This is a genomic window from Pseudomonas sp. RT6P73, from assembly GCF_054897715.1.
Map to the genome: position 1 here is coordinate 292,287 of NZ_JBUBUV010000002.1, position 25,849 is coordinate 318,135.

24 protein-coding genes are annotated in these 25,849 nt (G+C 58.1%); 19 read left to right on the forward strand and 5 right to left on the reverse strand.

Going from position 1 to position 25,849, the window contains the following annotated elements:
* Nucleotides 1-72 precede the first annotated feature (72 nt).
* Nucleotides 73-1,767 carry a lactate permease LctP family transporter gene (locus ACYZT6_RS01520; RefSeq protein ID WP_462025442.1) on the reverse strand — a complete coding sequence of 565 codons (1,695 nt, stop codon included), beginning with the start codon at nucleotides 1,765-1,767 and terminating at the stop codon, nucleotides 73-75.
* 262 nt (nucleotides 1,768-2,029) lie between these two features.
* Between ACYZT6_RS01520 and ACYZT6_RS01525 the strand changes: the two genes are divergently transcribed.
* Entirely contained in the window at nucleotides 2,030-2,797 is a 768-nt protein-coding gene (locus ACYZT6_RS01525; protein WP_438657954.1) for a GntR family transcriptional regulator, read from the forward strand.
* Between the two features lie 144 nt (nucleotides 2,798-2,941).
* On the opposite strand, the gene smpB is transcribed toward ACYZT6_RS01525, so the two are convergent.
* Nucleotides 2,942-3,424 carry an SsrA-binding protein SmpB gene (gene smpB / locus ACYZT6_RS01530; RefSeq protein ID WP_131060797.1) on the reverse strand — a complete coding sequence of 161 codons (483 nt, stop codon included), beginning with the start codon at nucleotides 3,422-3,424 and terminating at the stop codon, nucleotides 2,942-2,944.
* A gap of 118 nt (nucleotides 3,425-3,542) precedes the next feature.
* Between smpB and ACYZT6_RS01535 the strand changes: the two genes are divergently transcribed.
* Genes ACYZT6_RS01535 through ACYZT6_RS01545 form a run of 3 tightly spaced genes read left to right on the forward strand, consistent with a single transcriptional unit; the run spans nucleotide 3,543 to nucleotide 5,695 of the window.
* On the forward strand, nucleotides 3,543-4,946 hold the full coding sequence (locus ACYZT6_RS01535; RefSeq protein WP_462025443.1) for a sodium-dependent transporter: 1,404 nt from the start codon (nucleotides 3,543-3,545) through the stop codon (nucleotides 4,944-4,946).
* Nucleotides 4,947-4,953: 7 nt separating this feature from the next.
* The gene (locus ACYZT6_RS01540) at nucleotides 4,954-5,388 is read left to right on the forward strand and encodes a type II toxin-antitoxin system RatA family toxin (RefSeq protein ID WP_462025444.1); all 435 of its coding nucleotides are present in this window, start codon (nucleotides 4,954-4,956) and stop codon (nucleotides 5,386-5,388) included.
* A complete protein-coding gene (locus ACYZT6_RS01545) occupies nucleotides 5,381-5,695 on the forward strand; it encodes an RnfH family protein (RefSeq protein ID WP_462025445.1) in 315 nt (104 codons plus the stop codon). The genes ACYZT6_RS01540 and ACYZT6_RS01545 overlap by 8 nt, the downstream gene beginning before the upstream one ends.
* Before the next feature lie 61 nt (nucleotides 5,696-5,756).
* Here the strand turns inward: ACYZT6_RS01545 and ACYZT6_RS01550 are convergent, their stop codons facing one another.
* Nucleotides 5,757-6,284, reverse strand: coding sequence for an outer membrane protein assembly factor BamE (locus tag ACYZT6_RS01550; RefSeq protein WP_462025446.1), 528 nt, complete (start codon nucleotides 6,282-6,284; stop codon nucleotides 5,757-5,759).
* Between the two features lie 97 nt (nucleotides 6,285-6,381).
* Here ACYZT6_RS01550 and fur point away from each other — a divergent pair, with 97 nt between their 5' ends.
* Entirely contained in the window at nucleotides 6,382-6,786 is a 405-nt protein-coding gene (fur, locus tag ACYZT6_RS01555) for a ferric iron uptake transcriptional regulator (protein ID WP_003197684.1), read from the forward strand.
* A 75-nt stretch (nucleotides 6,787-6,861) separates the two neighbouring features.
* Here the strand turns inward: fur and recN are convergent, their stop codons facing one another.
* Complete coding sequence (gene recN, locus ACYZT6_RS01560) at nucleotides 6,862-8,535, reverse strand: DNA repair protein RecN (protein ID WP_462025447.1); 1,674 nt, start codon at nucleotides 8,533-8,535, stop codon at nucleotides 6,862-6,864.
* Nucleotides 8,536-8,775: 240 nt separating this feature from the next.
* On the opposite strand from recN, the gene grpE reads away from it, so the two are divergent.
* From grpE to ACYZT6_RS01600, 8 genes are all read left to right on the forward strand, one after another.
* Nucleotides 8,776-9,342, forward strand: coding sequence for a nucleotide exchange factor GrpE (grpE, locus tag ACYZT6_RS01565; RefSeq protein ID WP_461979395.1), 567 nt, complete (start codon nucleotides 8,776-8,778; stop codon nucleotides 9,340-9,342).
* 102 nt (nucleotides 9,343-9,444) lie between these two features.
* The gene (gene dnaK, locus ACYZT6_RS01570; protein ID WP_109627905.1) at nucleotides 9,445-11,361 is read left to right on the forward strand and encodes a molecular chaperone DnaK; all 1,917 of its coding nucleotides are present in this window, start codon (nucleotides 9,445-9,447) and stop codon (nucleotides 11,359-11,361) included.
* Between the two features lie 296 nt (nucleotides 11,362-11,657).
* Nucleotides 11,658-12,782 (forward strand): molecular chaperone DnaJ, encoded by a 1,125-nt coding sequence (dnaJ, locus tag ACYZT6_RS01575; protein ID WP_109627906.1) that lies wholly within the window; start codon nucleotides 11,658-11,660, stop codon nucleotides 12,780-12,782.
* Nucleotides 12,783-12,792: 10 nt separating this feature from the next.
* Nucleotides 12,793-13,596 (forward strand): 4-hydroxy-tetrahydrodipicolinate reductase, encoded by an 804-nt coding sequence (gene dapB, locus ACYZT6_RS01580; protein WP_109627907.1) that lies wholly within the window; start codon nucleotides 12,793-12,795, stop codon nucleotides 13,594-13,596.
* A 258-nt stretch (nucleotides 13,597-13,854) separates the two neighbouring features.
* The gene (gene carA, locus ACYZT6_RS01585; protein WP_461979398.1) at nucleotides 13,855-14,991 is read left to right on the forward strand and encodes a glutamine-hydrolyzing carbamoyl-phosphate synthase small subunit; all 1,137 of its coding nucleotides are present in this window, start codon (nucleotides 13,855-13,857) and stop codon (nucleotides 14,989-14,991) included.
* Nucleotides 14,992-15,112: 121 nt separating this feature from the next.
* Nucleotides 15,113-18,334: a carbamoyl-phosphate synthase large subunit gene (carB, locus tag ACYZT6_RS01590; RefSeq protein WP_462025448.1), complete on the forward strand. Its 3,222-nt coding sequence runs from the start codon at nucleotides 15,113-15,115 to the stop codon at nucleotides 18,332-18,334.
* On the forward strand, nucleotides 18,331-18,807 hold the full coding sequence (greA, locus tag ACYZT6_RS01595) for a transcription elongation factor GreA (protein ID WP_131060787.1): 477 nt from the start codon (nucleotides 18,331-18,333) through the stop codon (nucleotides 18,805-18,807). The genes carB and greA overlap by 4 nt, the downstream gene beginning before the upstream one ends.
* Nucleotides 18,808-18,835: 28 nt before the next feature.
* Nucleotides 18,836-19,240 carry an MFS transporter gene (locus ACYZT6_RS01600; RefSeq protein WP_462025449.1) on the forward strand — a complete coding sequence of 135 codons (405 nt, stop codon included), beginning with the start codon at nucleotides 18,836-18,838 and terminating at the stop codon, nucleotides 19,238-19,240.
* Between the two features lie 9 nt (nucleotides 19,241-19,249).
* Here the strand turns inward: ACYZT6_RS01600 and ACYZT6_RS01605 are convergent, their stop codons facing one another.
* A complete protein-coding gene (locus tag ACYZT6_RS01605) occupies nucleotides 19,250-19,558 on the reverse strand; it encodes a YhbY family RNA-binding protein (RefSeq protein WP_008057408.1) in 309 nt (102 codons plus the stop codon).
* Nucleotides 19,559-19,663: 105 nt separating this feature from the next.
* On the opposite strand from ACYZT6_RS01605, the gene rlmE reads away from it, so the two are divergent.
* The 6 genes from rlmE to secG all read left to right on the forward strand — a co-directional run bounded on the left by rlmE (nucleotide 19,664) and on the right by secG (nucleotide 25,833).
* The gene (gene rlmE, locus ACYZT6_RS01610; protein ID WP_008005470.1) at nucleotides 19,664-20,293 is read left to right on the forward strand and encodes a 23S rRNA (uridine(2552)-2'-O)-methyltransferase RlmE; all 630 of its coding nucleotides are present in this window, start codon (nucleotides 19,664-19,666) and stop codon (nucleotides 20,291-20,293) included.
* Nucleotides 20,294-20,495: 202 nt separating this feature from the next.
* Nucleotides 20,496-22,409, forward strand: a complete 1,914-nt coding sequence (ftsH, locus tag ACYZT6_RS01615; protein ID WP_109627910.1) for an ATP-dependent zinc metalloprotease FtsH — start codon at nucleotides 20,496-20,498, stop codon at nucleotides 22,407-22,409.
* 8 nt (nucleotides 22,410-22,417) lie between these two features.
* Nucleotides 22,418-23,269, forward strand: coding sequence for a dihydropteroate synthase (gene folP, locus ACYZT6_RS01620; RefSeq protein ID WP_462025450.1), 852 nt, complete (start codon nucleotides 22,418-22,420; stop codon nucleotides 23,267-23,269).
* A gap of 16 nt (nucleotides 23,270-23,285) precedes the next feature.
* The gene (gene glmM / locus ACYZT6_RS01625) at nucleotides 23,286-24,623 is read left to right on the forward strand and encodes a phosphoglucosamine mutase (protein WP_462025451.1); all 1,338 of its coding nucleotides are present in this window, start codon (nucleotides 23,286-23,288) and stop codon (nucleotides 24,621-24,623) included.
* A gap of 66 nt (nucleotides 24,624-24,689) precedes the next feature.
* The gene (tpiA, locus tag ACYZT6_RS01630; RefSeq protein WP_462025452.1) at nucleotides 24,690-25,445 is read left to right on the forward strand and encodes a triose-phosphate isomerase; all 756 of its coding nucleotides are present in this window, start codon (nucleotides 24,690-24,692) and stop codon (nucleotides 25,443-25,445) included.
* 4 nt (nucleotides 25,446-25,449) lie between these two features.
* Nucleotides 25,450-25,833, forward strand: a complete 384-nt coding sequence (gene secG / locus ACYZT6_RS01635) for a preprotein translocase subunit SecG (protein ID WP_017336473.1) — start codon at nucleotides 25,450-25,452, stop codon at nucleotides 25,831-25,833.
* Nucleotides 25,834-25,849 lie beyond the last annotated feature (16 nt).

Genomic DNA, 25,849 nt, shown 5'->3' on the forward strand with positions numbered 1-25,849 from the left:
CAGACCGGGTAGTGAATAGCTGACGCCGGAATCGTGGTCCGGCGTCGGTTTTTGCGTTTTAGCGTGTAGGACTTAGTGCACCAGCATGCCGGTGAGCCAATAGGCCTGGATGTAGGTAATCAGGCCGACGATCGTTGCGAAGAACAGGCTGTGCTTGAGGGTGAAACGGAACAGATCCGATTCCTTGCCCACCAGACCGGTCGCGGCGCAGGCCACGGCGATCGATTGTGGCGAGATCATCTTGCCGGTTACGCCGCCGCTGGTGTTTGCCGCTACCAGCAGCACATCGCTCACGCCGATCTGGTGCGCGGTGGTCGCTTGCAACGAACTGAACAGCGCGTTGGACGACGTATCAGAACCGGTCAGGAACACGCCCAGCCAGCCGAGGAATGGCGAGAAGAATGGGAATGCCGCACCGGTGCCTGCCAATACCAGCGCCATGGTCGAAGACATGCCGGAGTAGTTGGTGACGAAGGCGAATGCCAAGACCATGCCGATGGACAGAATCGGCCAGCGCAGCTCGTAGAAGGTCTCTTTCAAAGTGGTCAGACCAGTTTTGATGTTGATCTTCAGCACCAGCATCGAGATCAGCGCGGAGAAGAAAATCGCCGTGCCAGTTGCGGAAATCGGATCGAGTTTGAACACCGCCGGGATGGCGGTCGGCGCCGTCACGATCGGTGCGACCTTGATCACCATTTGATCCAGATGCGGGATGGCAAAGTTGAACACCCAGCTGTACATCGAACCGCCAGCGGCGAACATGGCCTTGAACGGTTTCAGGGTCCAGATGGTGACCAGCACGGTCAGAATCAGGAACGGCGACCAGGCTTTGACGATTTCGAACAGGCTGTAAGGCGAGGCCACGCTGGTGCGCGGCTGGCCGAAACCACCGGCGCTGGCGGTTACCACCGAGGCCGAGACGGCACCGGCGATGTATTGGCCGGCGGCGCGTTTTGGCTGCCAGACTTTCAGGAACAGCGTCAGGGAAATCAGGCTGGCCAGGGCCGAGGTGATGTCCGGCAACTCAGGGCCGATGAAGTTCGACGTGAAGTATTGAGTGATGGCAAAGCTCAAACCGGCCACCAGCGCAGCAGGCCAGGTCTCCCGAACGCCGCGCAGGCCGTCCATCATGAACACCAGCCAGAACGGCACAAACAGCGACAGCAGCGGCAGTTGACGACCGGTCATGGCGCCGATCTTGAACGCGTCGATGCCGGTCACTTGCCCGGCCACAATGATCGGAATGCCCAAAGCACCGAAGGCTACCGGCGCGGTGTTGGCGATCAGGCACAGGCCCGCGGCGTACAGCGGATTGAAGCCGAGACCTACAAGCAATGCGGCGGTAATCGCTACCGGTGCACCGAAGCCGGCGGCACCTTCCAGGAATGCACCGAAGCAGAAACCGATCAGCAGAACCTGCAAACGCTGGTCGTCGGTGATCGACAACACCGAGCTGCGGATCACTTCGAACTGACCACTCTTGACCGTCAGTTTGTAGAGAAACACGGCGGCGACGATGATCCACGCAATCGGCCAAAGACCATAGGCGAAGCCATAGCCGGCGGCCGCGAAGGCCATGTCGACTGGCATCTGGAAAGCGAAGATTGCGACGGCGATGGACAACGCCAGCGTGATGCTGCCGGCCACGTGCCCTTTGAGGCGGAACACCGCCAGCGCCAGGAAGAAAAACACGATGGGGATAACGGCGGCGAGCGCGGAGAAGCCAAGGCTGCCGAGCGGGGTATAGAGCTGTTGCCAGGTTTGCATATGGGGTGGCCCCTAATTGTTGTTGGTCAGGCACTGGTCAGCGTTCTTGGATAATTGGTAATACCAATTTACAATCGCTGTTGGCTAGGGTAAAAGCCTTGTAGGCGGTGTGTCAATTTGTCGCCCTAAAACTTTTGTCGAATAAGCGACGTGGCGTGCGTTTGATCCGCCTTAACAAATGCCGTCTGGTAGGTGCTGGCACAGCGCCGATAGGCCAGAATAGAGAGCCCGGCGAGCCGTCGGGACCGTGGAGAATTGAGTTATGGGGTTTGATCAGATTCGTCAGCGCCGTTTGTCTGACGATATTGTCGAGCAGCTCGAGGGGATGATCCTCGAAGGCACGTTGAAGTCTGGCGAGCGCTTGCCGGCCGAACGCGCGTTGGCCGAGCAGTTCGGCGTGTCACGCCCTTCGTTGCGCGAGGCGATCCAGAAACTGGCGGCCAAGGGCTTGTTGGTCAGTCGCCAGGGCGGTGGCAATTATGTGGTGGAGTCACTGGGTTCGACTTTCAGCGATCCGCTGTTGCACTTATTGGAAAGCAACCCCGAAGCCCAGCGTGATCTGCTGGAATTTCGCCATACGCTGGAAGCGTCCTGCGCCTATTACGCGGCACTGCGCGCCACGGATGTCGATCGTGAGCGATTGACGGCAGCCTTCAATGAGTTACAGGACTGCTATACGCGTCATGACGAAGTGAGCCGGGCGGAAGAGGGCGCGGCGGACGCAAAATTTCATTTGGCGATTGCTGAAGCCAGTCATAACGCTGTGCTGCTGCACACCATTCGTGGGCTGTTCGATCTGCTCAAGCGTAACGTGGTGACCAACATTGGCGGCATGTACAAACAGCGCACGGAAACCCGCGACATGCTGATCACGCAGCACCGGGAGTTGTACATGGCAATTATCGAGGGAAGGGCAGAGCAGGCGCGGGAAGTGTCCAGCCGACACATCTTGTATGTGCAGGAAGTGCTGGAAGAGGTGCGTCAGGAAGTGCAGCGCATGGCCCGGGCGGAGCGGCGCAAGGGGATGTAGTCAGTCGGTTATGTATCGTTTTCGCGATTGCATTCGCGGGCAAGCCTCGCTCCTACAGATTCTGGGTTTGCCACGAAAATGTAGGCATCCACAAATCCTGTAGGAGCGAGGCTTGCCCGCGAAAGCGATCTTAAGGCTAAGGAATTACTCTTCCTTGCCCTTATTGCGCACCGCACGCTGCAACTCACGACCAGCATCGCGCTCGCGTTCGGTATCACGCTTGTCGTATTCCTTCTTGCCCTTGCCCAGTGCGATCTCGCACTTGACCATGTGCTTGCTCCAATACCAGGACAGGCACACGCAGGCGTAACCTTTTTGCTGCACGGCGGCGGCGAGTTTTTCCAGCTCGCGGCGGTTGAGCAGCAATTTTCGGGTGCGGGTCGGATCAGCGATGACGTGGGTGCTGGCGGTCATCAGCGGCGTAATGTGGCTGCCGAGCAACCAGGCTTCGCCATCCTTGAGCAGCACGTAACTGTCAACCAGTTGCAGCTTGCTTGCCCGCAGACTTTTTACTTCCCAGCCGGCCAGGACCAGACCAGCCTCGAACCGATGTTCGATGAAGTAATCGTGTCGCGCCTTTTTATTCTGCGCGATGGTCCCTGTAGGGTGTTTCTTCTGTTTAGCCATAGGGGCGGCATTATAGGGAGTTGCACGCGAGTCGGCTACGGTATCGCTACGTGCTTGAGCAGGTTGATTGAATCCCGGACAATGCGCCCTCTTTTTTGAACGCTTGGGCGTGATAACGATGTCGACAGACAAGGTTTCTGTCCACGGCAGTTGGGCTAGCCGCTGGGTCTTCATACTCGCTGCGACCGGTTCGGCCGTGGGCCTGGGTAGTATCTGGAAATTCCCGTACATGGTCGGCGTCTATGGCGGCGGCGCCTTCGTGCTGATGTTCCTGGCCTGTATCGCGTTGATCGGTGTGCCGGTCATGCTGGCCGAAACCCTGATCGGTCGCCGCGCGCGGCAGAGCCCGGCCAACGCCTTGAAGGTGCTGGCGGTGGAGGCGGGGCATTCGGGCAAGTGGTCCTGGGGCGCATTCGCCGGGATGATCACGGCGTTGCTGATCCTGTCTTTCTATAGTGTGGTCGGCGGCTGGTCGCTGGATTACATCATCGACATGGGCCGTGGCGACTTCCAGGGTGCAACGCCTGATCAGGTGGGCGCGTACTTTGGCAATGTGATCGCCGATCCGTGGCGCCTGACACTTTGGCACACGATATTCATGCTGCTGTCTGCCGTCGTCATCGCCAAAGGCGTGGTCGCCGGGCTTGAGCGCAGCCTGCGGATCATGATGCCGCTTCTCTTTGTGATGATTCTGGTGCTGTTGGGCTACAGCATGACTACCGGGCATTTCATGGAAGGCGTGCATTTCATGTTCGACTTCCACCCGGAAAAAGTCCTCGACGGCTTGTTACCAGCCATGGGGCACGCCTTTTTCTCCCTGAGCGTGGGCGTTGGGTCGATCATGATTTACGGTGCTTACATGCCCAAGCATTCGTCGATTTCCGGCACCGTGGTCGGCGTGGCGCTGCTCGACACCTTCGTTTCGCTGGTGGCCGGTCTGGCATTGTTTCCGATTGTGTTCGCCGCCGGCCTGAACCCGAGCGAAGGCCCGGGCCTGATGTTTGTCAGCCTGCCGTTTGCCTTCGGTAACGTAGCGTTCGGTCAATTGATGGGCGTAGTGTTCTTCGTGCTGGTCGCGGTGGCTGCCTGGAGTTCGGCCATTTCCCTGCTCGAGCCGATGGTGGCTTACCTGGTCGAGCGCACAAAAGTCAGCCGCGCCTGGGTGACTTTCTGGCTGGCATTTATCTGCTGGTTTGTCGGTCTGGGCACGGTGTTTTCCTTCAATATCTGGAAGGAAGCCAAATTTTTCGTGAACGAAGGCGGGCTGTTCCATCTCTATCAATGGGGTGCGGCCGGTGGTCTGGACTTCTTTGGCGTGATCGATTTCTTCACCTCGCGGATCATGTTGCCACTCGGTGGTTTGTGTTTCGTGGTGTTTGCGGGCTGGGTGATGGGGCGTGAAGCGGTACGCGACGAGTTGTCGATCCGTAACCCCGGGTTGTTCGCCCTGTCCTTGTTCTTGATGCGCTATGTGGCGCCCATCGGCATTCTCGTAGTGTTTGCCGCACAGCTGTGGAAGTGACGCTGACATGACGACACATATTCAACGTTCGGCTCTGCTGCCATACCCGGCGCAAGCGCTTTATGACCTGGTCAATGACGTGGCGCGTTACCCGGAATTCCTGCCGTGGTGTTCGACCGCCGAAGTACTGGAAAGCACACCTGAGCATATGCGCGCTAGCGTAGGCGTGGCCAAAGGCGGACTCAGCCAGCATTTCGTAACGCGCAACACGCTGGTGCCAGGGCAATCGATCGAGATGAACCTTGAAGAGGGCCCGTTCAATCAGTTGCATGGCGTCTGGACGTTCAAACCGTTGGGCGAAAAGGCCTGCAAGATCAGCCTGGACCTGTCGTTCGATTACGCCGGGCCGATTGTCCGCGCGACCTTGGGGCCGTTGTTCAATCAGGCTGCGAATACGCTGGTGGACGCGTTTTGCCAGCGCGCCAAACAAATGCATGGTTGAGTCGATGGTTGACGTCGAGGTGGTCTACGCCGCTGTTGATCGTCAGGTGCTTCTCTCGGTGACGGTGCCAGCAGGAACGACCGTGCGAGCGGCTTTGCTGGCGTCGGGCGTTGGCAAGGCCTTCGCGGAGCTGAATCTGGCCGATTGCCCGGTGGGGATCTTCGGTAAAGTGATCACTGACCCGGACAATCGTCCTGTTCAGGTGGGTGATCGCATCGAGATCTACCGGCCATTGCTGGCGGATCCGAAAGAAGTTCGTCGGCTGCGTGCCGCCAAGGCTGCCGAGGCTAAAGCCCGGAATCAGTGACTAGCCCAAACGCCAGACAATAAAAAACCCGGATATTCCGGGTTTTTTATTGCGTCGCAAATTATTGCGGCGAGGTGTCCAGAGGTTCTGGCGTCGGGACCGGAACGGTTTCTACGCCGTCTACGTCCTTCTGGATCTGGTCCAGCAACGAACCTGGCTTGACCGGTTTTTCCGGTTTCGGCTTCTCGGCGTTTTCGGCTGGCGCGGTCACGTTAGTGCCACTTTCCTTGCCGAGAATGGCTTCATCGCGGCTCACGCCTGGCATGAAATCACCAGAGAGGCTGACAAGCTGATCATTTGGGTTGAAGATAACGCTAATGCGTTCCTGTTGGCGTTCACCGCCACCCGGTTGCAGGCTGTACAGATAATCCCAGCGATCGGCATGGAACGTGTCGGTCAGCAGGGGGTTGCCCATGATAAACCGTACTTGCTTACGGGTCATTCCCGGGCGTAACTGGTTTATCATGTCCTGCGTGACGACATTGCCCTGCTGGATGTCGATTTTGTAAACCCCGGGGAATGAACAACCGGCGAGTGCGAGCAGTCCCACAAAGGTGAAACTGGTTAGCAAGAGCTTGGTGTTTTGCATCGGTGGGCGACTTCCACTATCTTGGCTGGGACAACGTAAACGCCGATCATACCCGCATTAAGAGAAGCTGCGAAGCAGCATCGCGAGAAAGCTGACCATGGTTGAAAATAGCGAACTACGCAAAGCCGGTCTCAAAGTGACCCTTCCACGGGTCAAAATTCTGCAAATGCTCGATTCCGCCGAGCAACGCCACATGAGTGCCGAGGATGTTTACAAGGCGCTGATGGAGGCTGGTGAGGACGTCGGTCTGGCCACGGTTTACCGTGTACTGACTCAGTTCGAGGCAGCTGGCCTTGTGGTGCGGCACAACTTCGACGGAGGCCATGCGGTCTTCGAGCTGGATGACGGCAAGCATCACGACCACATGGTCAACGTCGAAACCAGCGAAGTGATCGAATTCTTCGACGAAGAAATCGAGCGCCTGCAGAAAGCCATCGTCGATAAGTACGGCTTCGAGATGGTTGATCACAATCTGGTGCTGTACGTACGCAAGAAAAAGTAAGCATGTCGCGCGAATTTCACATTCGCGAAACGAGCGAAGGCGACCCCAGGGTCGCCTTCGTGCTTTCTGCCGTTCTTAAATTTTGGCGGTGACGACCATTTTTTTCGCGTGAGCCAGTGATTCCTTGGTCAGGTCAATGCCGCCAAGCATCCGCGCTACTTCTTCGACGCGATCATTCTTGCTCAACTTGGAAACAGCCGTGTGGGTTGCCTCCTCACCGCGGACTTTGTGCACAAATAGATGTTGATGGCCCTGCGCAGCGACTTGCGGCAAGTGAGTCACCGTCAGAACTTGCCCGCGTTCCCCGAGTCGACGTAATAACTGGCCCACGATCTCGGCAGTCGGGCCGCCGATACCCACGTCCACTTCATCGAATACCAGCGTCGGTACGCGCGAGGTTTGCGCGGTGATCACCTGAATAGCCAGGCTGATCCGTGACAGCTCGCCACCCGAGGCCACTTTGGCCAAGGCTTTTAATGGTTGCCCAGGGTTGGCGCTTACCAGGAGCTCCACCTGTTCGAGTCCATTCGGCAGCAATTCATCGCTGCTGTTAGGGCGTAATTCGATAGTGAAGCGCCCGCCGGGCATGCCCAGTCGCTGGATTTCCTGCTCCACGGCGCTGGCCAGGCTATTCGAGGCTTGATGACGCAAATCGCTTAGCTCCCGAGCCTTTTCCTGATAATGACGGGCATAAGAAGCCAGCTCATCGCTCAGTCGCTCGATGGACTCGTCGTTGGCGTTCAGGGTCTCGATTTCATCCAGCAAGCGCTGCTGCATCTCCGCGACCTCGGTCGGCTGGATGCGGTGCTTGCGCGCCATGGTGTAGATCGCATCCAGGCGTTCTTCCAAATACTGAAGGCGCGCCGGATCGGCGTCGAAGTTGTCGAGGAAGCGGTTCAGTTCGCCCACAGCCTCTTCAACCTGTATCTGTGCGCTGGTCAGCAGGCTGCTGGCTTCACCCAGTGCGCCGATCGAGTTATTGACGCTCGAAAGACGGTTAAGGCTGGCGGTGAGAGCGTTCAGGACATTCCCGGAATCACTTTCGCTGCATTGCTCGACCACCTGCCGGCAGATGCCCAGCAGGGTTTCGGCGTTGGTGAGATTCTTGTGTTCCTGTTCCAGCTGCTCCAGCTCGTTTTCGCCGAGGCCGAGATTTTCCAGCTCTTCGAGTTGATAGCTGAGCAATTGATGGCGAGCACGCTGCTCGTCGCCGGAATTGGAGAGGCGCTCCAGCTCCTGGCGAGTCTGGCGCCAGCGTTGGGCGGCCAGTTGCACCTGGCGGGCAAGGTCGGTGGCGCCGGCGTATTCATCGAGCAGGCGGCGGTGAGTGTCGGTCTTCAGCAGGGATTGGTGTTCGTGCTGGCTGTGGATATCGATCAGCAGTTCGCCGAGGGCTTTGAGATCGCCAAGCGGGCAGAGCGTACCGTTGATATAGCCGCGCGAGCGTCCTTCTGCGGTGATCACCCGGCGCAGGATGCACGGGCCATCGCTCTCCAGGTCGCGCTCCGCCAGCCAGGCGCTGGCTTCAGGGATGTCGATCAGGTCGAAGGTGGCCAGGATATCGGCCTTGTCGGCGCCGGGGCGCACCACGCCGCTGTCGGCGCGATCGCCCAGGGTCAGGCCGAGGGCGTCGAGCATGATCGACTTGCCGGCACCGGTTTCCCCGGTTATCACGCTCATCCCGCGATCGAGCTCGAGATCGAGATGTTCAACGATGGCGTAGTTATGTACGGACAGGTGCACCAGCATAAAGGCCGCTCCCAGGCTTTAGGTCTGGTTATTTATACAGTGTTTTATTTGTGGCTGACAATGCCCTCGCTTAGCTCGATTTGCTCGGTCTGACGAAATGCTTAGTCCGTCGAGCAATCACAATGCAGCGTTTTTTGTAGGGTTAATCGCAACCGGCCCCTTGAAGCTGATTTTTGCGGCCCCATATACCGGGACAGAAGCGCGAGTTGAGCTCGCGGACGTTATTGAAAGGAGAATTCTATGGCTGACGAACAGACAGTGGATACGCAAAATCTAGACGCCGATCAGGCTGCCCAGAATTCGGGTGATGAACTGGCGGCTCGTGTACAAGTGCTCGAGGAGCAATTGGCTGGCGCTCATGATCAAGCTTTGCGTGTAGCGGCTGATCTGCAGAACGTCCGCCGTCGCGCCGAGCAGGATGTAGAAAAAGCGCACAAATTCGCCCTGGAAAAATTTGCTGGCGATTTGTTGCCGATCATCGACAGCCTGGAGCGTGGTCTGGAGTTGTCCAACCCGGATGACGAAAGCATCCGCCCAATGCGCGAAGGCATCGAGCTGACCCTGAAAATGTTCCAGGACACCCTGAAGCGTTATCAGCTGGAAGCAATCGATCCGCATGGCGAACCGTTCAACGCCGTTCAGCATCAGGCAATGGCCATGCAGGAAAGCGCCGACGTCGAGCCAAACAGCGTGCTCAAGGTGTTCCAGAAGGGCTACCAGCTCAACGGTCGCCTGCTGCGCCCGGCCATGGTCGTGGTCAGCAAGGCTCCAGCGCCAGTTTCGCCTTCGATTGACGAGCAGGCTTGAAATTGGCCGCAAGGCCCCCATTTATAAGTCAAGCGTTTAAGTGCTACCGCAGTTAGCCACCACTGCTGCGGCAACCAAATCCAAAGTTTCGGGAGAGTGAACATGGGCAAAATTATCGGTATCGACCTGGGGACTACCAACTCCTGCGTCTCCGTGATGGAAAACGGCAAAGCCAAAGTTATTGAAAACGCAGAAGGCGCGCGTACCACGCCGTCGATCATCGCTTACGCCAACGATGGCGAAATCCTGGTTGGCCAGTCGGCCAAGCGTCAGGCTGTGACCAATCCGCATAACACCCTGTACGCGGTGAAGCGTCTGATCGGTCGTAAGTTCGACGAAGAAGTCGTACAGAAAGACATCAAGATGGTGCCTTACAAAATCGCCAAGGCTGACAACGGCGACGCGTGGGTAGAAGTGAACGGCCAGAAAATGTCGCCGCCACAGATCTCGGCTGAAATTCTGAAGAAAATGAAGAAGACCGCCGAAGACTACCTCGGCGAGCCAGTGACTGAAGCGGTGATCACCGTTCCGGCCTACTTCAACGACAGCCAGCGTCAAGCCACCAAAGACGCCGGCCGTATCGCGGGTCTGGACGTAAAACGCATCATCAACGAACCAACCGCAGCCGCTCTGGCTTACGGTATGGACAAGGCGAAGGGCGATCACACCGTGATCGTTTATGACTTGGGCGGCGGTACTTTCGACGTTTCCGTGATCGAAATCGCTGAAGTCGATGGCGAGCACCAGTTCGAAGTATTGGCCACCAACGGCGACACGTTCCTGGGCGGTGAAGACTTTGACATTCGTCTGATCGACTACCTCGTCGACGAATTCAAGAAAGAAAGCGGCATGAACCTCAAGGGTGACCCGCTGGCCATGCAGCGCCTGAAAGAAGCCGCTGAAAAAGCCAAGATCGAACTGTCCTCGAGCATGTCGACCGACGTGAATCTGCCGTACATCACTGCAGACGCCACCGGTCCTAAGCACTTGAACGTGAAAATCTCCCGCGCCAAGCTTGAAGCGCTGGTAGAAGACCTGGTTCAGCGCACCATCGAACCTTGCCGCATCGCTCTGAAAGACTCCGGCATCGACGTTGGCGCCATCAACGACGTGATCCTGGTAGGCGGTCAGACCCGTATGCCACTGGTTCAGAAGCTGGTGACCGAGTTCTTCGGTAAAGAAGCTCGTAAAGACGTGAACCCGGACGAAGCCGTTGCCATGGGTGCTGCCATCCAGGGCGCCGTATTGGCCGGTGACGTGAAAGACGTTCTGCTTCTCGACGTCAGCCCGCTGACCCTGGGTATCGAAACCATGGGTGGCGTGATGACCGCGCTGATCGAGAAAAACACCACGATTCCTACCAAGAAATCGCAAGTGTTCTCGACTGCCGACGACAACCAGGGCGCCGTGACCATTCACGTGCTGCAAGGCGAGCGCAAGCAAGCCGCTCAGAACAAGTCCCTGGGCAAGTTCGACCTGGCCGAGATTCCGCCAGCACCACGTGGCGTGCCACAAATTGAAGTGACCTTCGACATCGACGCCAACGGCATCCTGCACGTCGGCGCCAAAGACAAGGCCACAGGCAAGACTCAGTCGATCGTGATCAAGGCCAACTCCGGTCTGTCCGAGGAAGAGATTCAGCAGATGATTCGCGATGCTGAAGCCAACGCCGAGGAAGACAGCAAGTTCGCAGAGCTGGCCGCTGCCCGTAACCAGGGTGATGCACTGGTTCACTCGACGCGCAAAATGGTCGCTGATGCTGGCGATAAAGTGACTGCTGAAGAGAAGACTGCAATCGAAGCCGCTGTTGTTGCCCTGGAAGCCGCTGTCAAAGGCGACGACAAGGCTGCAATCGAAGCCAAGGTTGAAGAGCTGTCGAAAGTCTCCGCTCCAGTGGCGCAGAAGATGTACGCCGAACAGGCTCAGCCTGCTGAAGGCGCGGCACCGCAGGACGACAAGGCTGAAAAGGCTGACGACGTTGTCGATGCCGAGTTCGAAGAAGTCAAAGACCACAAGTAAGTTGTTGGTCGCCCGGTTGACTGCCTTTAGGCGGTGACTGGTAGGATGTCGCCGCGCGGGAGCTTGCTCCCGCGTTGGCGTGTCTGGAGTTAGCGAATTTTTACAGCATGCGACAACGCTCGGATGCTGCCGGTATGGCCGAAGATGCTCCTGCTTTTCGGGCCGAAAGTACCGCATTGATCAAAGACCAGGATCGTTGAATTGACGTGAGTTGGGTCCGGGCCTGTATTGGGGCTCAACGAGTTTGGCGAGGCTCAGGAGAGGTTTGCCGAACGTCCTTAAGAGTGCAAAGACTTATGGCAAAGCGTGACTATTACGAAGTATTGGGTGTTGAGCGTGGCTCAAGCGAAGCAGACCTGAAAAAGGCCTACCGTCGCCTGGCGATGAAGCACCACCCGGACCGTAATCCCGATGACAAAGCGTCGGAAGAGATGTTCAAGGAGGCCAACGAGGCCTACGAAGTGCTGTCCGATTCCAGCAAGCGCGCGGCGTACGACCAGTATGGTCATGCCGGTGTCGACCCGAGCATGGGCGGCGGCGGTGCCGGTTTTGGCGGTCAGAATTTCTCCGACATCTTTGGCGATGTCTTCAGTGACTTCTTCGGTGGCGGTCGCGGCGGTTCTCGTGGCGGCGCTCAGCGCGGCAGCGACTTGCGTTACACCCTTGAGTTGAACCTGGAAGAAGCGGTGCGCGGCACGACCGTGAATATCCGCGTTCCGACACTGGTCAACTGCAAGCCGTGCGACGGCTCGGGTGCCAAGAAAGGCTCCTCGCCGGTGACCTGCCCGACGTGCGGCGGTATTGGCCAGGTGCGCATGCAGCAGGGTTTCTTCTCGGTGCAGCAGACCTGCCCGCGCTGCCATGGCCAGGGCAAGATCATTTCCGACCCGTGCAACTCCTGCAACGGCGAAGGCCGTGTCGAAGAGTACAAAACACTCTCGGTGAAAGTGCCGGCCGGTGTTGATACCGGTGATCGCATTCGTCTGTCCGGCGAAGGCGAGGCGGGTGCACAGGGTGGTCCGACAGGCGACCTGTACGTGGTCATCAATGTGCGCGAGCACGCGATCTTCCAGCGTGATGGCAAGCACCTGTTCTGCGAAGTGCCAATCAGCTTTGTTGATGCGGCGCTGGGCGGCGAGCTGGAGATTCCGACCCTTGATGGTCGAGTCAAACTGAAAATCCCTGAGGGGACTCAGACCGGCAAGCAGTTCCGTGTTCGCGGCAAAGGCGTTGCGCCCGTGCGTGGTGGCGGTGCCGGTGATTTGATGTGCCGTGTGGCGGTCGAAACCCCGGTCAACCTGGGTCGTCGTCAGCGCGAATTGCTGGAAGAGTTCCGCAGTTCGCTGGCGGACGACAACAGCCATTCGCCGAAAACCACCGGTTGGTTTGAAGGCGTGAAGCGCTTCTTCGGCGATTTGTAAGGAGACAGGCATGCGACGTATTGCAGTGATGGGCGCCGCCGGGCGCATGGGCAAAACCCTGATCGAAGCCGTGCAGCAACAGCCGGGCGCGGGTCTGACGGCTGCCATTGATCGTCCGGACAGCTCGCTGGTCGGTGCGGATGCCGGTGAGTTGGCTGCGCTGGGTCGTATCGGTGTGCCGCTGTCGGGTGATCTGGATCGCGTGGTTGACGAGTTCGACGTGCTGATCGACTTCACGCATCCGACGGTGACCCTGAAAAACCTCGCGTTCTGCCGCAAGCATCACAAGGCGATGATCATCGGCACCACCGGTTTCAGTGTTGAAGAGAAGCAGTTGCTGGCAGAAGCGGGCAAGGATATTCCGATTGTCTTCGCGGCCAACTTCAGTGTCGGCGTCAACCTGTGCCTGAAGCTGCTCGACACCGCTGCTCGCGTGTTGGGCGATGATGTCGATATCGAGATCACTGAAGCCCACCATCGGCATAAAGTCGATGCGCCGTCCGGTACTGCCGTGCGCATGGGTGAAGTGATTGCCGATGCGCTGGGGCGTGATCTGAAGAAAGTGGCGGTTTACGGTCGTGAAGGCCAAACCGGCGCTCGTGCTCGCGAAACCATCGGCTTCGCTACTGTGCGTGCCGGTGACATCGTGGGTGATCACACCGTGCTGTTCGCCGCCGATGGTGAGCGTGTCGAAATCACGCACAAAGCGTCCAGTCGCATGACCTTCGCCAAGGGCGCAGTACGTGCCGCTTTGTGGCTGGACGGTCGCGAGCCTGGTCTTTACGACATGCAAGACGTGCTCGACCTGCGTTAAGAAGTGCCCGAAATCGGGTTCAAACCCAGCGTTTGAGCCCGGTTTTACTCCGCCAAGCGACGTCCTGTCGCATTCTCCGGCCTTTAAGGCTCATTGGCGGTAGACCAAAAATGCCTTTTTCTGTAAGCTACAGCTTTAGTGTGTTCACTAAAAGCGCGCAGAATAATTCAGTGAATGAGCGGGGTGACGTGTCCATACGTCACTCCGCTTTTTTACACCTGCGATCGCCCTTTCAGGCTTTATTTACGGGAGGTCTTCTTGACTAAGCCAGCCATACTCGCCCTTGCTGATGGCAGCATTTTTCGCGGCGAAGCAATTGGAGCCGACGGTCAGACCGTTGGTGAGGTGGTGTTCAACACCGCCATGACCGGCTATCAGGAAATCCTTACCGATCCTTCCTACGCCCAACAGATCGTTACCCTGACTTACCCGCACATCGGCAACACCGGCACCACGCCGGAAGACGCCGAGTCTGACCGCGTATGGTCCGCTGGCCTGGTCATCCGTGACCTGCCACTGGTTGCGAGCAACTGGCGTAACACGATGTCCCTGTCCGACTACCTGAAAGCCAACAACGTTGTGGCAATCGCCGGTATCGACACCCGTCGCCTGACGCGCATCCTGCGTGAAAAAGGCGCGCAGAACGGCTGCATCATGGCCGGTGACAACATCTCCGAAGAAGCCGCCATCGCTGCAGCCCAGGGTTTTCCTGGTCTCAAAGGCATGGACCTGGCGAAAGTCGTCAGCACCAAAGAGAAGTACGAGTGGCGCTCGACTGTCTGGGACCTGAAAACCGACAGCCACGCGACCATCGAAGCCTCCGAACTGCCGTACCACGTGGTTGCCTACGACTACGGCGTCAAGCTGAACATCCTGCGCATGCTGGTCGAGCGCGGTTGCCGCGTGACCGTGGTGCCGGCTCAAACGCCAGCCGCCGATGTTCTGGCGATGAAGCCGGACGGTGTGTTCCTGTCCAACGGCCCTGGTGACCCGGAGCCTTGCGACTACGCGATCCAGGCGATCAAAGACGTGTTGGAAACCGAGATTCCGGTATTCGGTATCTGCCTCGGTCACCAGTTGCTGGCCCTGGCCTCCGGCGCCAAGACCCTGAAAATGGGTCACGGCCACCACGGTGCCAACCACCCGGTCCAGGATCTGGACACCGGCGTGGTGATGATCACCAGCCAGAACCATGGTTTTGCGGTAGACGACGCGACCCTGCCAGCCAACGTTCGCGCGATCCACAAATCGCTGTTCGACGGCACCCTGCAAGGCATCGAGCGTACCGACAAAAGCGCCTTCAGCTTCCAGGGTCACCCTGAAGCCAGCCCTGGCCCGAACGACGTAGCGCCATTGTTCGATCGCTTCATCAACGAAATGGCCAAGCGACGCTAATCGCTCGCCTTGATGTTGCAAAGCTTGAGGGGCGGTCCCGAAAACCGGCGGCCCCCCTCAAGGCTTCAAAGATTGAACGAGACGGCTTGCCGACTGACCTGCGGATTTGAGTGACAAACCCATGCCAAAACGTACAGACATTAAAAGCATCCTGATTCTCGGCGCTGGCCCGATCGTGATCGGCCAGGCCTGCGAATTCGACTACTCCGGCGCCCAGGCCTGCAAAGCCCTGCGCGAGGAGGGTTACCGCGTCATCCTGGTGAACTCCAACCCAGCGACCATCATGACCGACCCGGACATGGCCGACGCCACCTACATTGAGCCGATCAAGTGGCAGACCGTTGCCAAGATCATCGAGAAAGAGCGTCCGGACGCGCTGCTGCCGACCATGGGTGGCCAGACCGCTCTGAACTGCGCCTTGGACCTGGAGCGCGAAGGCGTTCTGGAGAAGTTCGGCGTAGAGATGATCGGCGCCAACGCTGACACCATCGACAAGGCTGAAGACCGCTCGCGCTTCGACAAGGCGATGAAATCCATCGGCCTGGACTGCCCGCGTTCGGGTATCGCCCACAGCATGGAAGAGGCCAACGTGGTCCTCGAGAAGCTTGGCTTCCCGTGCATCATTCGTCCGTCCTTCACCATGGGCGGCACCGGCGGCGGTATCGCTTACAACCGTGAAGAGTTCGAAGAAATCTGCGCCCGTGGTCTGGACCTGTCGCCGACCAAAGAGCTGCTGATTGACGAATCCCTGATCGGCTGGAAAGAGTACGAGATGGAGGTTGTCCGCGATAAGAAAGACAACTGCATCATCGTCTGCTCCATCGAAAACTTTGACCCGATGGGCGTGCACACCGGTGACTCGATCACCGTTGCTCCGGCACAAACCCTGACGGACAAGGAATACCAGATCATGCGTAACGCCTCGTTGGCGGTATTGCGTGAGATCGGCGTGGAAACCGGCGGCTCCAACGTTCAGTTTGGCATCTGCCCGGACACTGGCCGTATGGTCGTGATCGAGATGAACCCGCGTGTGTCCCGCTCTTCGGCGCTGGCCTCGAAAGCCACTGGTTTCCCGATTGCGCGTATCGCTGCCAAGCTGGCGATCGGCTACACCCTGGACGAGTTGCAGAACGAAATCACCGGCGGCGCTACTCCTGCATCCTTCGAGCCGTCCATCGACTACGTCGTGACCAAGCTGCCACGCTTCGCCTTCGAGAAATTCCCGAAAGCCGACGCGCGTCTGACCACTCAAATGAAGTCGGTCGGTGAAGTCATGGCCATCGGCCGGACCTTCCAGGAATCCCTGCAGAAAGCCCTGCGCGGTCTGGAAGTGGGCGTTTGCGGCCTTGACGAGAAGCTCGACCTGAGCAACCCGGAAAGCATGAGCGTGCTCAAGCGCGAACTGACCGTGCCGGGCGCCGAGCGTATCTGGTACGTGGCTGACGCCTTCCGCGCCGGCCTGTCGGTCGAAGACATCTTCGGCATGAACATGATCGACCCGTGGTTCCTGGTACAGATCGAAGATCTGATCAAGGAAGAAGAGAAGGTCAAGACCCTGGGTCTGGCCAGCATCGACCGTGACTTGATGTTCAAGCTCAAGCGCAAAGGCTTCTCCGACATGCGTCTGGCCAAGCTGCTGGGCGTGACCGAGAAGGCTCTGCGTCGCCACCGTCACAAGCTCGAGGTTTACCCGGTCTACAAGCGCGTTGACACCTGCGCGGCCGAGTTCGCCACCGACACCGCCTACATGTACTCAACTTACGAGGAAGAGTGCGAAGCCGCGCCGTCGGGTCGCGACAAGATCATGATCCTCGGCGGCGGTCCAAACCGTATCGGCCAGGGCATCGAGTTCGACTACTGCTGCGTACACGCGGCATTGGCGCTGCGCGAAGACGGTTACGAGACCATCATGGTCAACTGCAACCCGGAAACCGTATCCACCGACTACGACACCTCAGATCGTCTGTACTTCGAGCCAGTCACCCTGGAAGACGTGCTGGAAATTTGCCGGGTCGAGAAGCCTAAAGGCGTGATCGTCCAGTACGGCGGCCAGACCCCGTTGAAACTGGCGCGAGCCCTGGAAGAAGCCGGCGTGCCGATCATCGGCACCAGCCCTGACGCCATCGACCGTGCCGAAGACCGTGAGCGCTTCCAGCAAATGGTTGAGCGCCTGAACCTGCGTCAGCCGCCAAACGCCACCGTGCGCAGCGAAGACGAAGCGATTCGTGCCGCCAGCAAGATCGGCTACCCGCTGGTGGTTCGTCCGTCCTACGTACTGGGCGGCCGAGCGATGGAAATCGTCTACGAAGAAGAAGAACTCAAGCGCTACCTGCGTGACGCGGTGAAAGTGTCCAACGACAGCCCGGTGCTGCTCGACCACTTCCTTAACTGCGCCATCGAAATGGACGTGGATGCGGTCTGCGACGGTACCGACGTGGTGATCGGCGCGATCATGCAGCACATCGAGCAGGCCGGCGTTCACTCCGGTGACTCCGCGTGCTCCCTGCCGCCATACTCGCTGCCGGCTCACATCCAGGACGAGATGCGCGAACAGGTCAAGAAAATGGCCCTGGAACTGGGCGTTGTCGGCCTGATGAACGTTCAGTTGGCGCTGCAAGGCGAAGACATCTACGTCATCGAAGTCAACCCGCGCGCTTCCCGTACCGTACCGTTCGTGTCCAAGTGCATCGGTGTTTCCCTGGCAATGATCGCGGCTCGCGTCATGGCCGGTAAAACCCTGAAAGAAATCGGCTTCACCAAAGAAATCATTCCGAACTTCTACAGCGTGAAAGAGGCGGTATTCCCATTCGCCAAATTCCCTGGCGTGGACCCGATCCTGGGCCCAGAGATGAAGTCCACCGGTGAAGTGATGGGCGTGGGCGACACCTTCGGCGAAGCGTTCGCCAAGGCTCAGATGGGCGCCAGCGAAGTGCTGCCGACCGGCGGCACTGCGTTCATCAGCGTGCGTGACGACGACAAGCCACTGGTTGCAGGCGTGGCCCGTGATCTGATCAGCTTGGGTTTCGAAGTGGTTGCCACTGCCGGTACTGCCAAGCTGATAGAAGCCGCAGGCCTGAAAGTGCGTCGAGTGAACAAGGTGACCGAGGGTCGTCCGCACGTGGTCGACATGATCAAGAATGACGAAGTCACCCTGATCATCAACACCACCGAAGGTCGTCAGTCGATCGCTGACTCGTACTCCATTCGTCGTAATGCCTTGCAGCACAAGATCTACTGCACCACCACCATTGCTGCTGGCGAAGCCATCTGCGAAGCGCTGAAGTTCGGTCCCGAGAAGACTGTGCGCCGCTTGCAGGATCTACACGCAGGATTGAAGGCATGATCAAGTACCCAATGACCGTCCAGGGCGCGAAAGCCCTGGAAGAAGAACATGCTCACCTGACCAAGGTCGTCCGTCCGAAGCTCAGCCAGGACATCGGGACGGCCCGCGAGTTGGGTGATTTGAAGGAAAACGCCGAATACCACGCTGCCCGCGAGCAGCAGGGGATGGTCGAGGCGCGGATACGTGACATCGAAGGCCGGATTCAGAATCAGGTCATCATCGACGTCACGTCCATTCCTCATACCGGCAAAGTGATTTTCGGCACCACCGTTGAAATCGCCAACGTCGAGACGGATGAAAGCGTCACTTACCACATCGTGGGTGAGGATGAGGCTGACTTCAAACTCGGCAAGATTTCGGTCGGTTCGCCACTGGCCCGCGCCTTGATTGCCAAGGAAGAGGGTGATGTGGTTGCCGTGAAGACGCCGAGTGGCGTAATCGAGTATGAGATTGTCGAAGTCCGCCACATCTGAAAGAAGGCGCCCGCTTCGTGCGGGCGCCATGCTTTGGCAACTGGCTCAGATGTTGTGGGTTGGTGGCCTGTGGCTGTTACACATCGGTCTGCTGCCGGTGCTGGGCCAGATAGGTCTGGCGCCGCTGCTGATCGACGAAATTGCAGGCATGCTGAATGCGCTGATGGTGGGTTTCGCCACAGCGTGTGTGATTTTTCAGGCTTTGGTGCTGATTCAGGCCGAGGGCCTTGCCAGTCTATGGCGCGATATTCGTGGGCAACTGCTGCTGATGGCGCTGTATGCGTGTGCGATGTTTTTCGCGGTGCGCATCGGTTGGCCGGATGCAGTGCGCTGGCAGGTGTTCAGCTATCTGGTTCTGGGGTTCTCCGGGTTGGTGCTGGTGTTGCAACCGGTGCCCGGATGGAGTGGCAGGGTGCGCGAAGCACACCCTTGACCCTTGCCATCACTTGAAGCGATGGACGTTCGACAGCTGCTTGTTGACGCTGAAGTTCTTGCGGTAAATCAGTGCCATCTTGCCGATGACCTGAACCAGGTCCGCTTTACCGACCTTGCACAGTTCTGCAATGTTCGCCAGGCGTGATTCGCGATCGAGGATGTTGAGCTTGATTTTGATCAGCTCGTGATCCGCCAAAGCGCGTTCAAGTTCGGCTAACACACCTTCAGTCAAACCGTTGTCAGCCACGATCAAAACCGGTTTCAGATGGTGGCCAATGGATTTGTACTGTTTCTTCTGCTCTTGAGTGAGCGGCATAATCTGACCCCTGCGTCTGATCTTGTAAAAAGCGGCGGCCAGTTTACCCGAGCGAGTCCGGGACCGCCCAGTTAATCACGACCCGTTTTATTTTCGAGGTGGCCCGTGGCCCGTTCCAAGACAAGCCTTAAGTGGCTGCAAAGACATGTCAATGATCCCTATGTGAAGCAGGCGCAGAAGGATGGTTACCGCTCGCGTGCGAGTTATAAACTTCTGGAGGTCCAGGAGAAATACAAGCTGATCCGTCCGGGCATGAGCGTCGTCGACCTGGGGGCGGCGCCCGGCGGCTGGTCGCAGGTCACCAGTCGGCTGATCGGTGGTCAGGGGCGTCTGATCGCCTCGGACATCCTGGAAATGGACAGCATTCCGGACGTGACTTTCATCCAGGGTGACTTCACCCAGGACGAAGTGCTCGCTCAGATCCTTGAAGCTGTCGGTAATTCGCAGGTAGACCTTGTGATTTCCGATATGGCCCCCAATATGAGTGGTACGCCTGAGGTGGACATGCCAAAAGCCATGTTTCTATGTGAGCTGGCTCTTGATCTGGCGGCTCGGATACTCAAACCGGGTGGTAATTTCGTGATCAAGGTGTTTCAGGGCGAAGGGTTTGATGCTTACGTGAAGGACGCCCGTCAGAAATTCGACAAGGTCCAGATGATCAAGCCGGACTCTTCCCGGGGCAGTTCCCGCGAGCAATATATGCTGGCTTGGGGCTACCGCGGCCGTAGTGAGTAAATCGAGGTTTTTTTGCGGGTCGATAGGATTTTCGTATTTCGCCCTGTGGGAAATAGCGAATATTGTGTAGAAAGTGTTTCACAAAGGGTTACAGACGGCGCCTGCCAGAGCCGTAGGTAATGTAGTAAGTTAGGCCGGTGAATATCATGCGAAGCGCGCGCCATTAGCGGAGCTTGCTTCAGAGGGTAGTTAATTGAACGATATGGCAAAGAATCTGATCCTGTGGTTGATCATCGCGGCTGTCCTAGTGACGGTGATGAACAACTTCTCCAGCCCTAACGAGCCGCAGACCCTCAACTATTCCGACTTCATCCAGCAGGTCAAGGATGGCAAGGTCGAGCGCGTAGCAGTTGACGGCTATGTGATTACCGGCAAACGCAACGATGGCGACAGCTTCAAGACCATTCGTCCTGCAATCCAGGACAACGGTCTGATCGGCGACCTCGTGGATAACCACGTTGTGGTCGAAGGCAAGCAGCCTGAACAGCAAAGCATCTGGACTCAACTCCTGGTTGCAAGCTTCCCGATCCTGGTGATCATCGCCGTGTTCATGTTTTTCATGCGGCAGATGCAGGGCGGTGCTGGTGGCAAGGGCGGGCCGATGAGCTTCGGCAAGAGCAAGGCACGCCTGCTCTCCGAAGATCAGGTGAAAACAACCTTGGGTGACGTTGCCGGTTGCGACGAAGCCAAGGAAGAGGTCGGTGAGCTGGTCGAGTTCCTGCGTGATCCAGGCAAGTTTCAGCGTCTGGGCGGTCGCATTCCACGCGGCGTGCTGATGGTGGGTCCTCCGGGTACCGGTAAAACCTTGCTGGCCAAGGCGATTGCCGGCGAAGCCAAAGTGCCGTTCTTCACCATTTCCGGTTCCGATTTCGTCGAGATGTTCGTCGGTGTCGGTGCCAGTCGCGTTCGCGACATGTTCGAGCAGGCCAAGAAACACGCGCCATGCATCATCTTCATCGATGAAATCGACGCCGTCGGTCGCCACCGTGGCGCCGGCATGGGTGGCGGTCACGACGAACGCGAGCAGACGCTCAACCAATTGCTGGTTGAGATGGACGGCTTTGAAATGAATGACGGCATCATCGTCATTGCCGCAACCAACCGTCCAGACGTACTGGACCCTGCGTTGCTGCGTCCGGGCCGTTTCGACCGTCAGGTCGTGGTGGGTCTGCCGGATATTCGTGGTCGTGAACAGATTCTCAAGGTTCACATGCGCAAAGTGCCAATGGGTGACGACGTCGCTCCAGCAGTGATCGCGCGTGGTACGCCTGGCTTCTCCGGTGCCGATTTGGCTAACCTGGTGAACGAGGCTTCGTTGTTCGCTGCCCGTACCGGCAAGCGCATCGTCGAAATGAAAGAATTCGAGCTGGCCAAAGACAAGATCATGATGGGCGCCGAGCGCAAATCCATGGTCATGTCCGAGAAAGAAAAGCAGAACACCGCTTATCACGAAGCAGGTCACGCTATCGTCGGTCGTGTCGTGCCAGAGCATGATCCGGTCTACAAGGTTTCGATCATCCCGCGCGGTCGTGCGCTGGGTGTGACCATGTTCCTGCCGGAAGAAGATCGCTACAGCCTGTCCAAGCGCGCACTGATCAGCCAGATCTGCTCACTGTACGGTGGCCGTATCGCTGAAGAAATGACCCTTGGTTTCGACGGTGTTACCACCGGCGCCTCCAACGACATCATGCGTGCCAGCCAGATTGCGCGGAACATGGTGACCAAGTGGGGCTTGTCGGAAAAACTCGGTCCGTTGATGTATGCCGAAGAAGAGGGTGAAGTGTTCCTCGGTCGCGGCGGCGGTGGCCAGGGTGCAAGCTTCTCCGGTGAGACAGCCAAGCTGATCGATTCCGAAGTGCGCAGCATCATTGACCAGTGCTACGGCACCGCCAAGCAGATCCTCACGGATAACCGCGACAAGCTCGACGCCATGGCGGATGCCTTGATGAAGTACGAAACGATCGATGCCGATCAGATCGATGACATTATGGCTGGCCGCACGCCTCGCGAACCACGCGACTGGTCGGGTGGCGGTACCGGTACTTCCGGGACACCTCCGGTGGTGCAGGATGAGCGTCCGGAAACACCGATTGGCGGTCCGGCTGCTGACGTATAAGGCTTGAAATGACCTCTGTTCAGTCCTCGACCCGGTTGCCTTGCGGCAACCGGGTTCTTGATTTGGCCCAGACGCATGTCATGGGCATTCTCAATGTCACTCCCGATTCCTTTTCTGATGGCGGCCGATACAGCCAGCTCGACGCGGCCCTGCGCCACGCCGAGTCGATGGTTGCGGCGGGAGCCACGCTGATCGATGTCGGTGGCGAATCGACCCGCCCCGGTGCGAGGGCGGTTTCGCCACTTGAAGAGCTGGAGCGCGTAGCGCCTATCGTTGAGCGCATCTATCGCGAGCTGGATGTGATCATTTCGGTCGATACCTCCACTCCAGCGGTCATGCGCGAAACCGCGCGGCTGGGGGCGGGTTTGATCAATGATGTGCGCTCGCTACGTCGAGACGGTGCCCTGGATGCGGCAGCTGCCACCGGATTGCCGGTATGCCTGATGCATATGCTGGGTGAGCCAGGCGACATGCAGGACAATCCGCACTACCAGGACGTGACCAAGGAGGTCGGCGAGTTTCTCGCCGAGCGCATGGCCCAATGTGCGTTGGTGGGAATTCCGGCTGAGCGGATTATTCTAGATCCAGGATTTGGCTTCGCGAAAACCTTGCAGCACAATCTAAGTTTGTTCAAACATATGGAAGACCTGCATGCCTTGGGGCGACCCCTATTGGTTGGGGTTTCCCGAAAGAGCATGATAGGTCAGGCCTTGAAACGCCCGGTTGGAGAACGCCTGTTTGGTGGTCTGGCGCTCGCGGCACTAGCGTCGGCCAAGGGGGCGCGTATATTGCGCGTCCATGATGTAGCCGAAACAGTGGACGTGGTGCGGATGATCGCCGCAGTGGAATCAGCCGAATAAGAATGATGGAGCACTTATGAGCAAAAAATACTTTGGCACCGACGGTATTCGTGGTCGGGTCGGCGAATACCCGATTACTCCTGATTTCATGCTCAAGCTTGGCTGGGCTGCGGGCATGGCATTCCGCAAAATGGGCGCCTGCAAGGTGCTGGTCGGCAAGGACACCCGGATCTCCGGTTATATGTTCGAGTCCGCGCTCGAGGCCGGGCTGACGTCGGCAGGTGCTGACGTGATGCTGTTGGGCCCGATGCCGACTCCGGCGATTGCTTACCTGACGCGTACCTTTCATGCTGAAGCCGGTATTGTGATCAGTGCCTCGCACAATCCTCACGACGACAACGGCATCAAGTTCTTCTCCGGGAAGGGCACCAAGCTGCCGGATGAAGTCGAGCTGATGATCGAAGAGTTGCTCGACACGCCGATGACCGTGGTTGAGTCGAGCAAGATCGGTAAAGTGTCGCGAATCAACGACGCCTCTGGCCGCTATATCGAATTCTGCAAGAGCAGCGTGCCGACCGGTACCAACTTCGCTGGCCTGAAGATCGTGATCGACTGCGCTCACGGCGCGACCTACAAGGTTGCGCCCAGCGTGTTCCGTGAGCTGGGGGCCGAAGTCGTTGTACTTTCCGCTCAGCCTAACGGCCTGAACATCAATGACAATTGCGGCTCGACCCACATGGGTCAATTGCAGACTGCCGTTTTGGCCGAGCATGCCGATCTGGGTATTGCCTTCGACGGTGACGGTGATCGCGTCTTGATGGTCGACCACACGGGCGCCATTGTTGATGGTGATGAGCTGCTGTACATCATCGCCCGCGATCTGCACGAGCGCGACAAGCTGCAAGGCGGCGTGGTCGGCACACTGATGAGTAACCTTGGGCTGGAATTGGCCCTGGCGGATTTGTCGATTCCTTTTGTGCGTGCCAACGTTGGCGACCGCTATGTGATCGCCGACCTGCTGGAGCGCAACTGGCTGGTAGGCGGTGAGAACTCGGGTCATATCGTCTGCTTCAATCACACCACCACGGGTGATGCGATCATCGCTGCATTGCAGGTGCTGATGGCGCTGAAAACTCGCTCGGAAGGTCTGGCTCAGGCCCGTCAGGCGCTGCGCAAGTGCCCTCAGGTGCTGATCAATGTCCGGTTCGGCGGAGGGGCGAGTCCGCTCGATCATCCGTCGGTCAAGGAAGCCAGCGCCCGTGTCACCGAGGCTATGGCTGGTCGTGGGCGCGTGCTGTTGCGCAAGTCCGGGACGGAGCCGCTGGTGCGGGTCATGGTCGAAGGCGAGGACGAAACACAGGTTCGTGGTTACGCCGAAGAGCTGGCAAAACTGGTTAGTGAAGTTTCTGCCTGAATTCGGCTTGCCAGCCATGGTTGTGTTGGGTAACATCTGCGCCCACTTTGACCGACGAGGTACAGCATGCGTCGCCCTATGGTAGCTGGTAACTGGAAGATGCACGGTACCCGCGCCAGCGTCGCTGAGCTGATCAATGGCCTTCGTCATCTGGCCTTGCCGAGCGGTGTTGATGTAGCGGTATTCCCGCCTTGCTTGCATATCAATCAAGTGATTGATGGCTTGAAAGGCCAGTCGATTTCGGTCGGCGCGCAGAACTCTGCGGTGGAATCCATGCAAGGTGCACTGACCGGTGAAATCGCGCCGAGTCAATTGGTGGATGCAGGGTGTTCCCTGGTACTTGTCGGGCACTCCGAACGCCGTCAGATTATGGGCGAGCAGGACGGTATGCTGATTCGCAAGTTCGCAGCGGCACAGGCGTGTGGCTTGATTCCGGTGTTGTGCATAGGGGAAACCCTTGAGCAGCGCGAAGCCGGTAAAACTCTTGAGGTTGTCGGGCGTCAGCTAGGCAGTATCATAGAGGAGCTGGGCGTCGGTGCCTTTGCAAATGCAGTAATTGCGTACGAGCCGGTCTGGGCCATTGGCACCGGGCTGACTGCTTCGCCGCAACAAGCGCAGGATGTGCATGCAGCCATTCGCGCGCAGTTGGCGGCAGAGAATTCTGAGGTCGCACAAGGTGTGCGGCTTCTATACGGCGGCAGCGTGAAGGCGGCCAATGCGGTCGAACTGTTCGGCATGCCGGATATCGATGGGGGGCTCATTGGTGGAGCCTCCCTGAATGCAGATGAGTTCGGTGCGATCTGTCGCGCCGCGGGAAACTGAAAAAATGCTGGAAACAGTCGTAGTCGTTTTTCATCTGCTGGGTGCATTGGGCGTAGTTGCTCTGGTATTGCTGCAGCAGGGTAAAGGTGCGGATGCTGGCGCGTCTTTCGGAGCAGGTGCTTCAAATACTGTGTTCGGAAGCCAAGGTTCCTCTACCTTTCTTAGTAAGTTTACTGCTATACTTGCCGCCGGTTTCTTCATAACCAGCTTAGGGTTAGGTTACTTTGCTAAAGAGAAAGCTCACCAGCTGACTCAAGTAGGTTTGCCAAACCCGGCAGTGTTGGAAGTTCCAAAGCAACAACCGGCTTCTGATGATGTACCGGTGCTTCAAGAGCAAAAGTCGGCTACTCCAGCGACTGACGTGCCTCCAGCTCAAGAGCAAAAGTAAGAAGGGTTTCAAACGT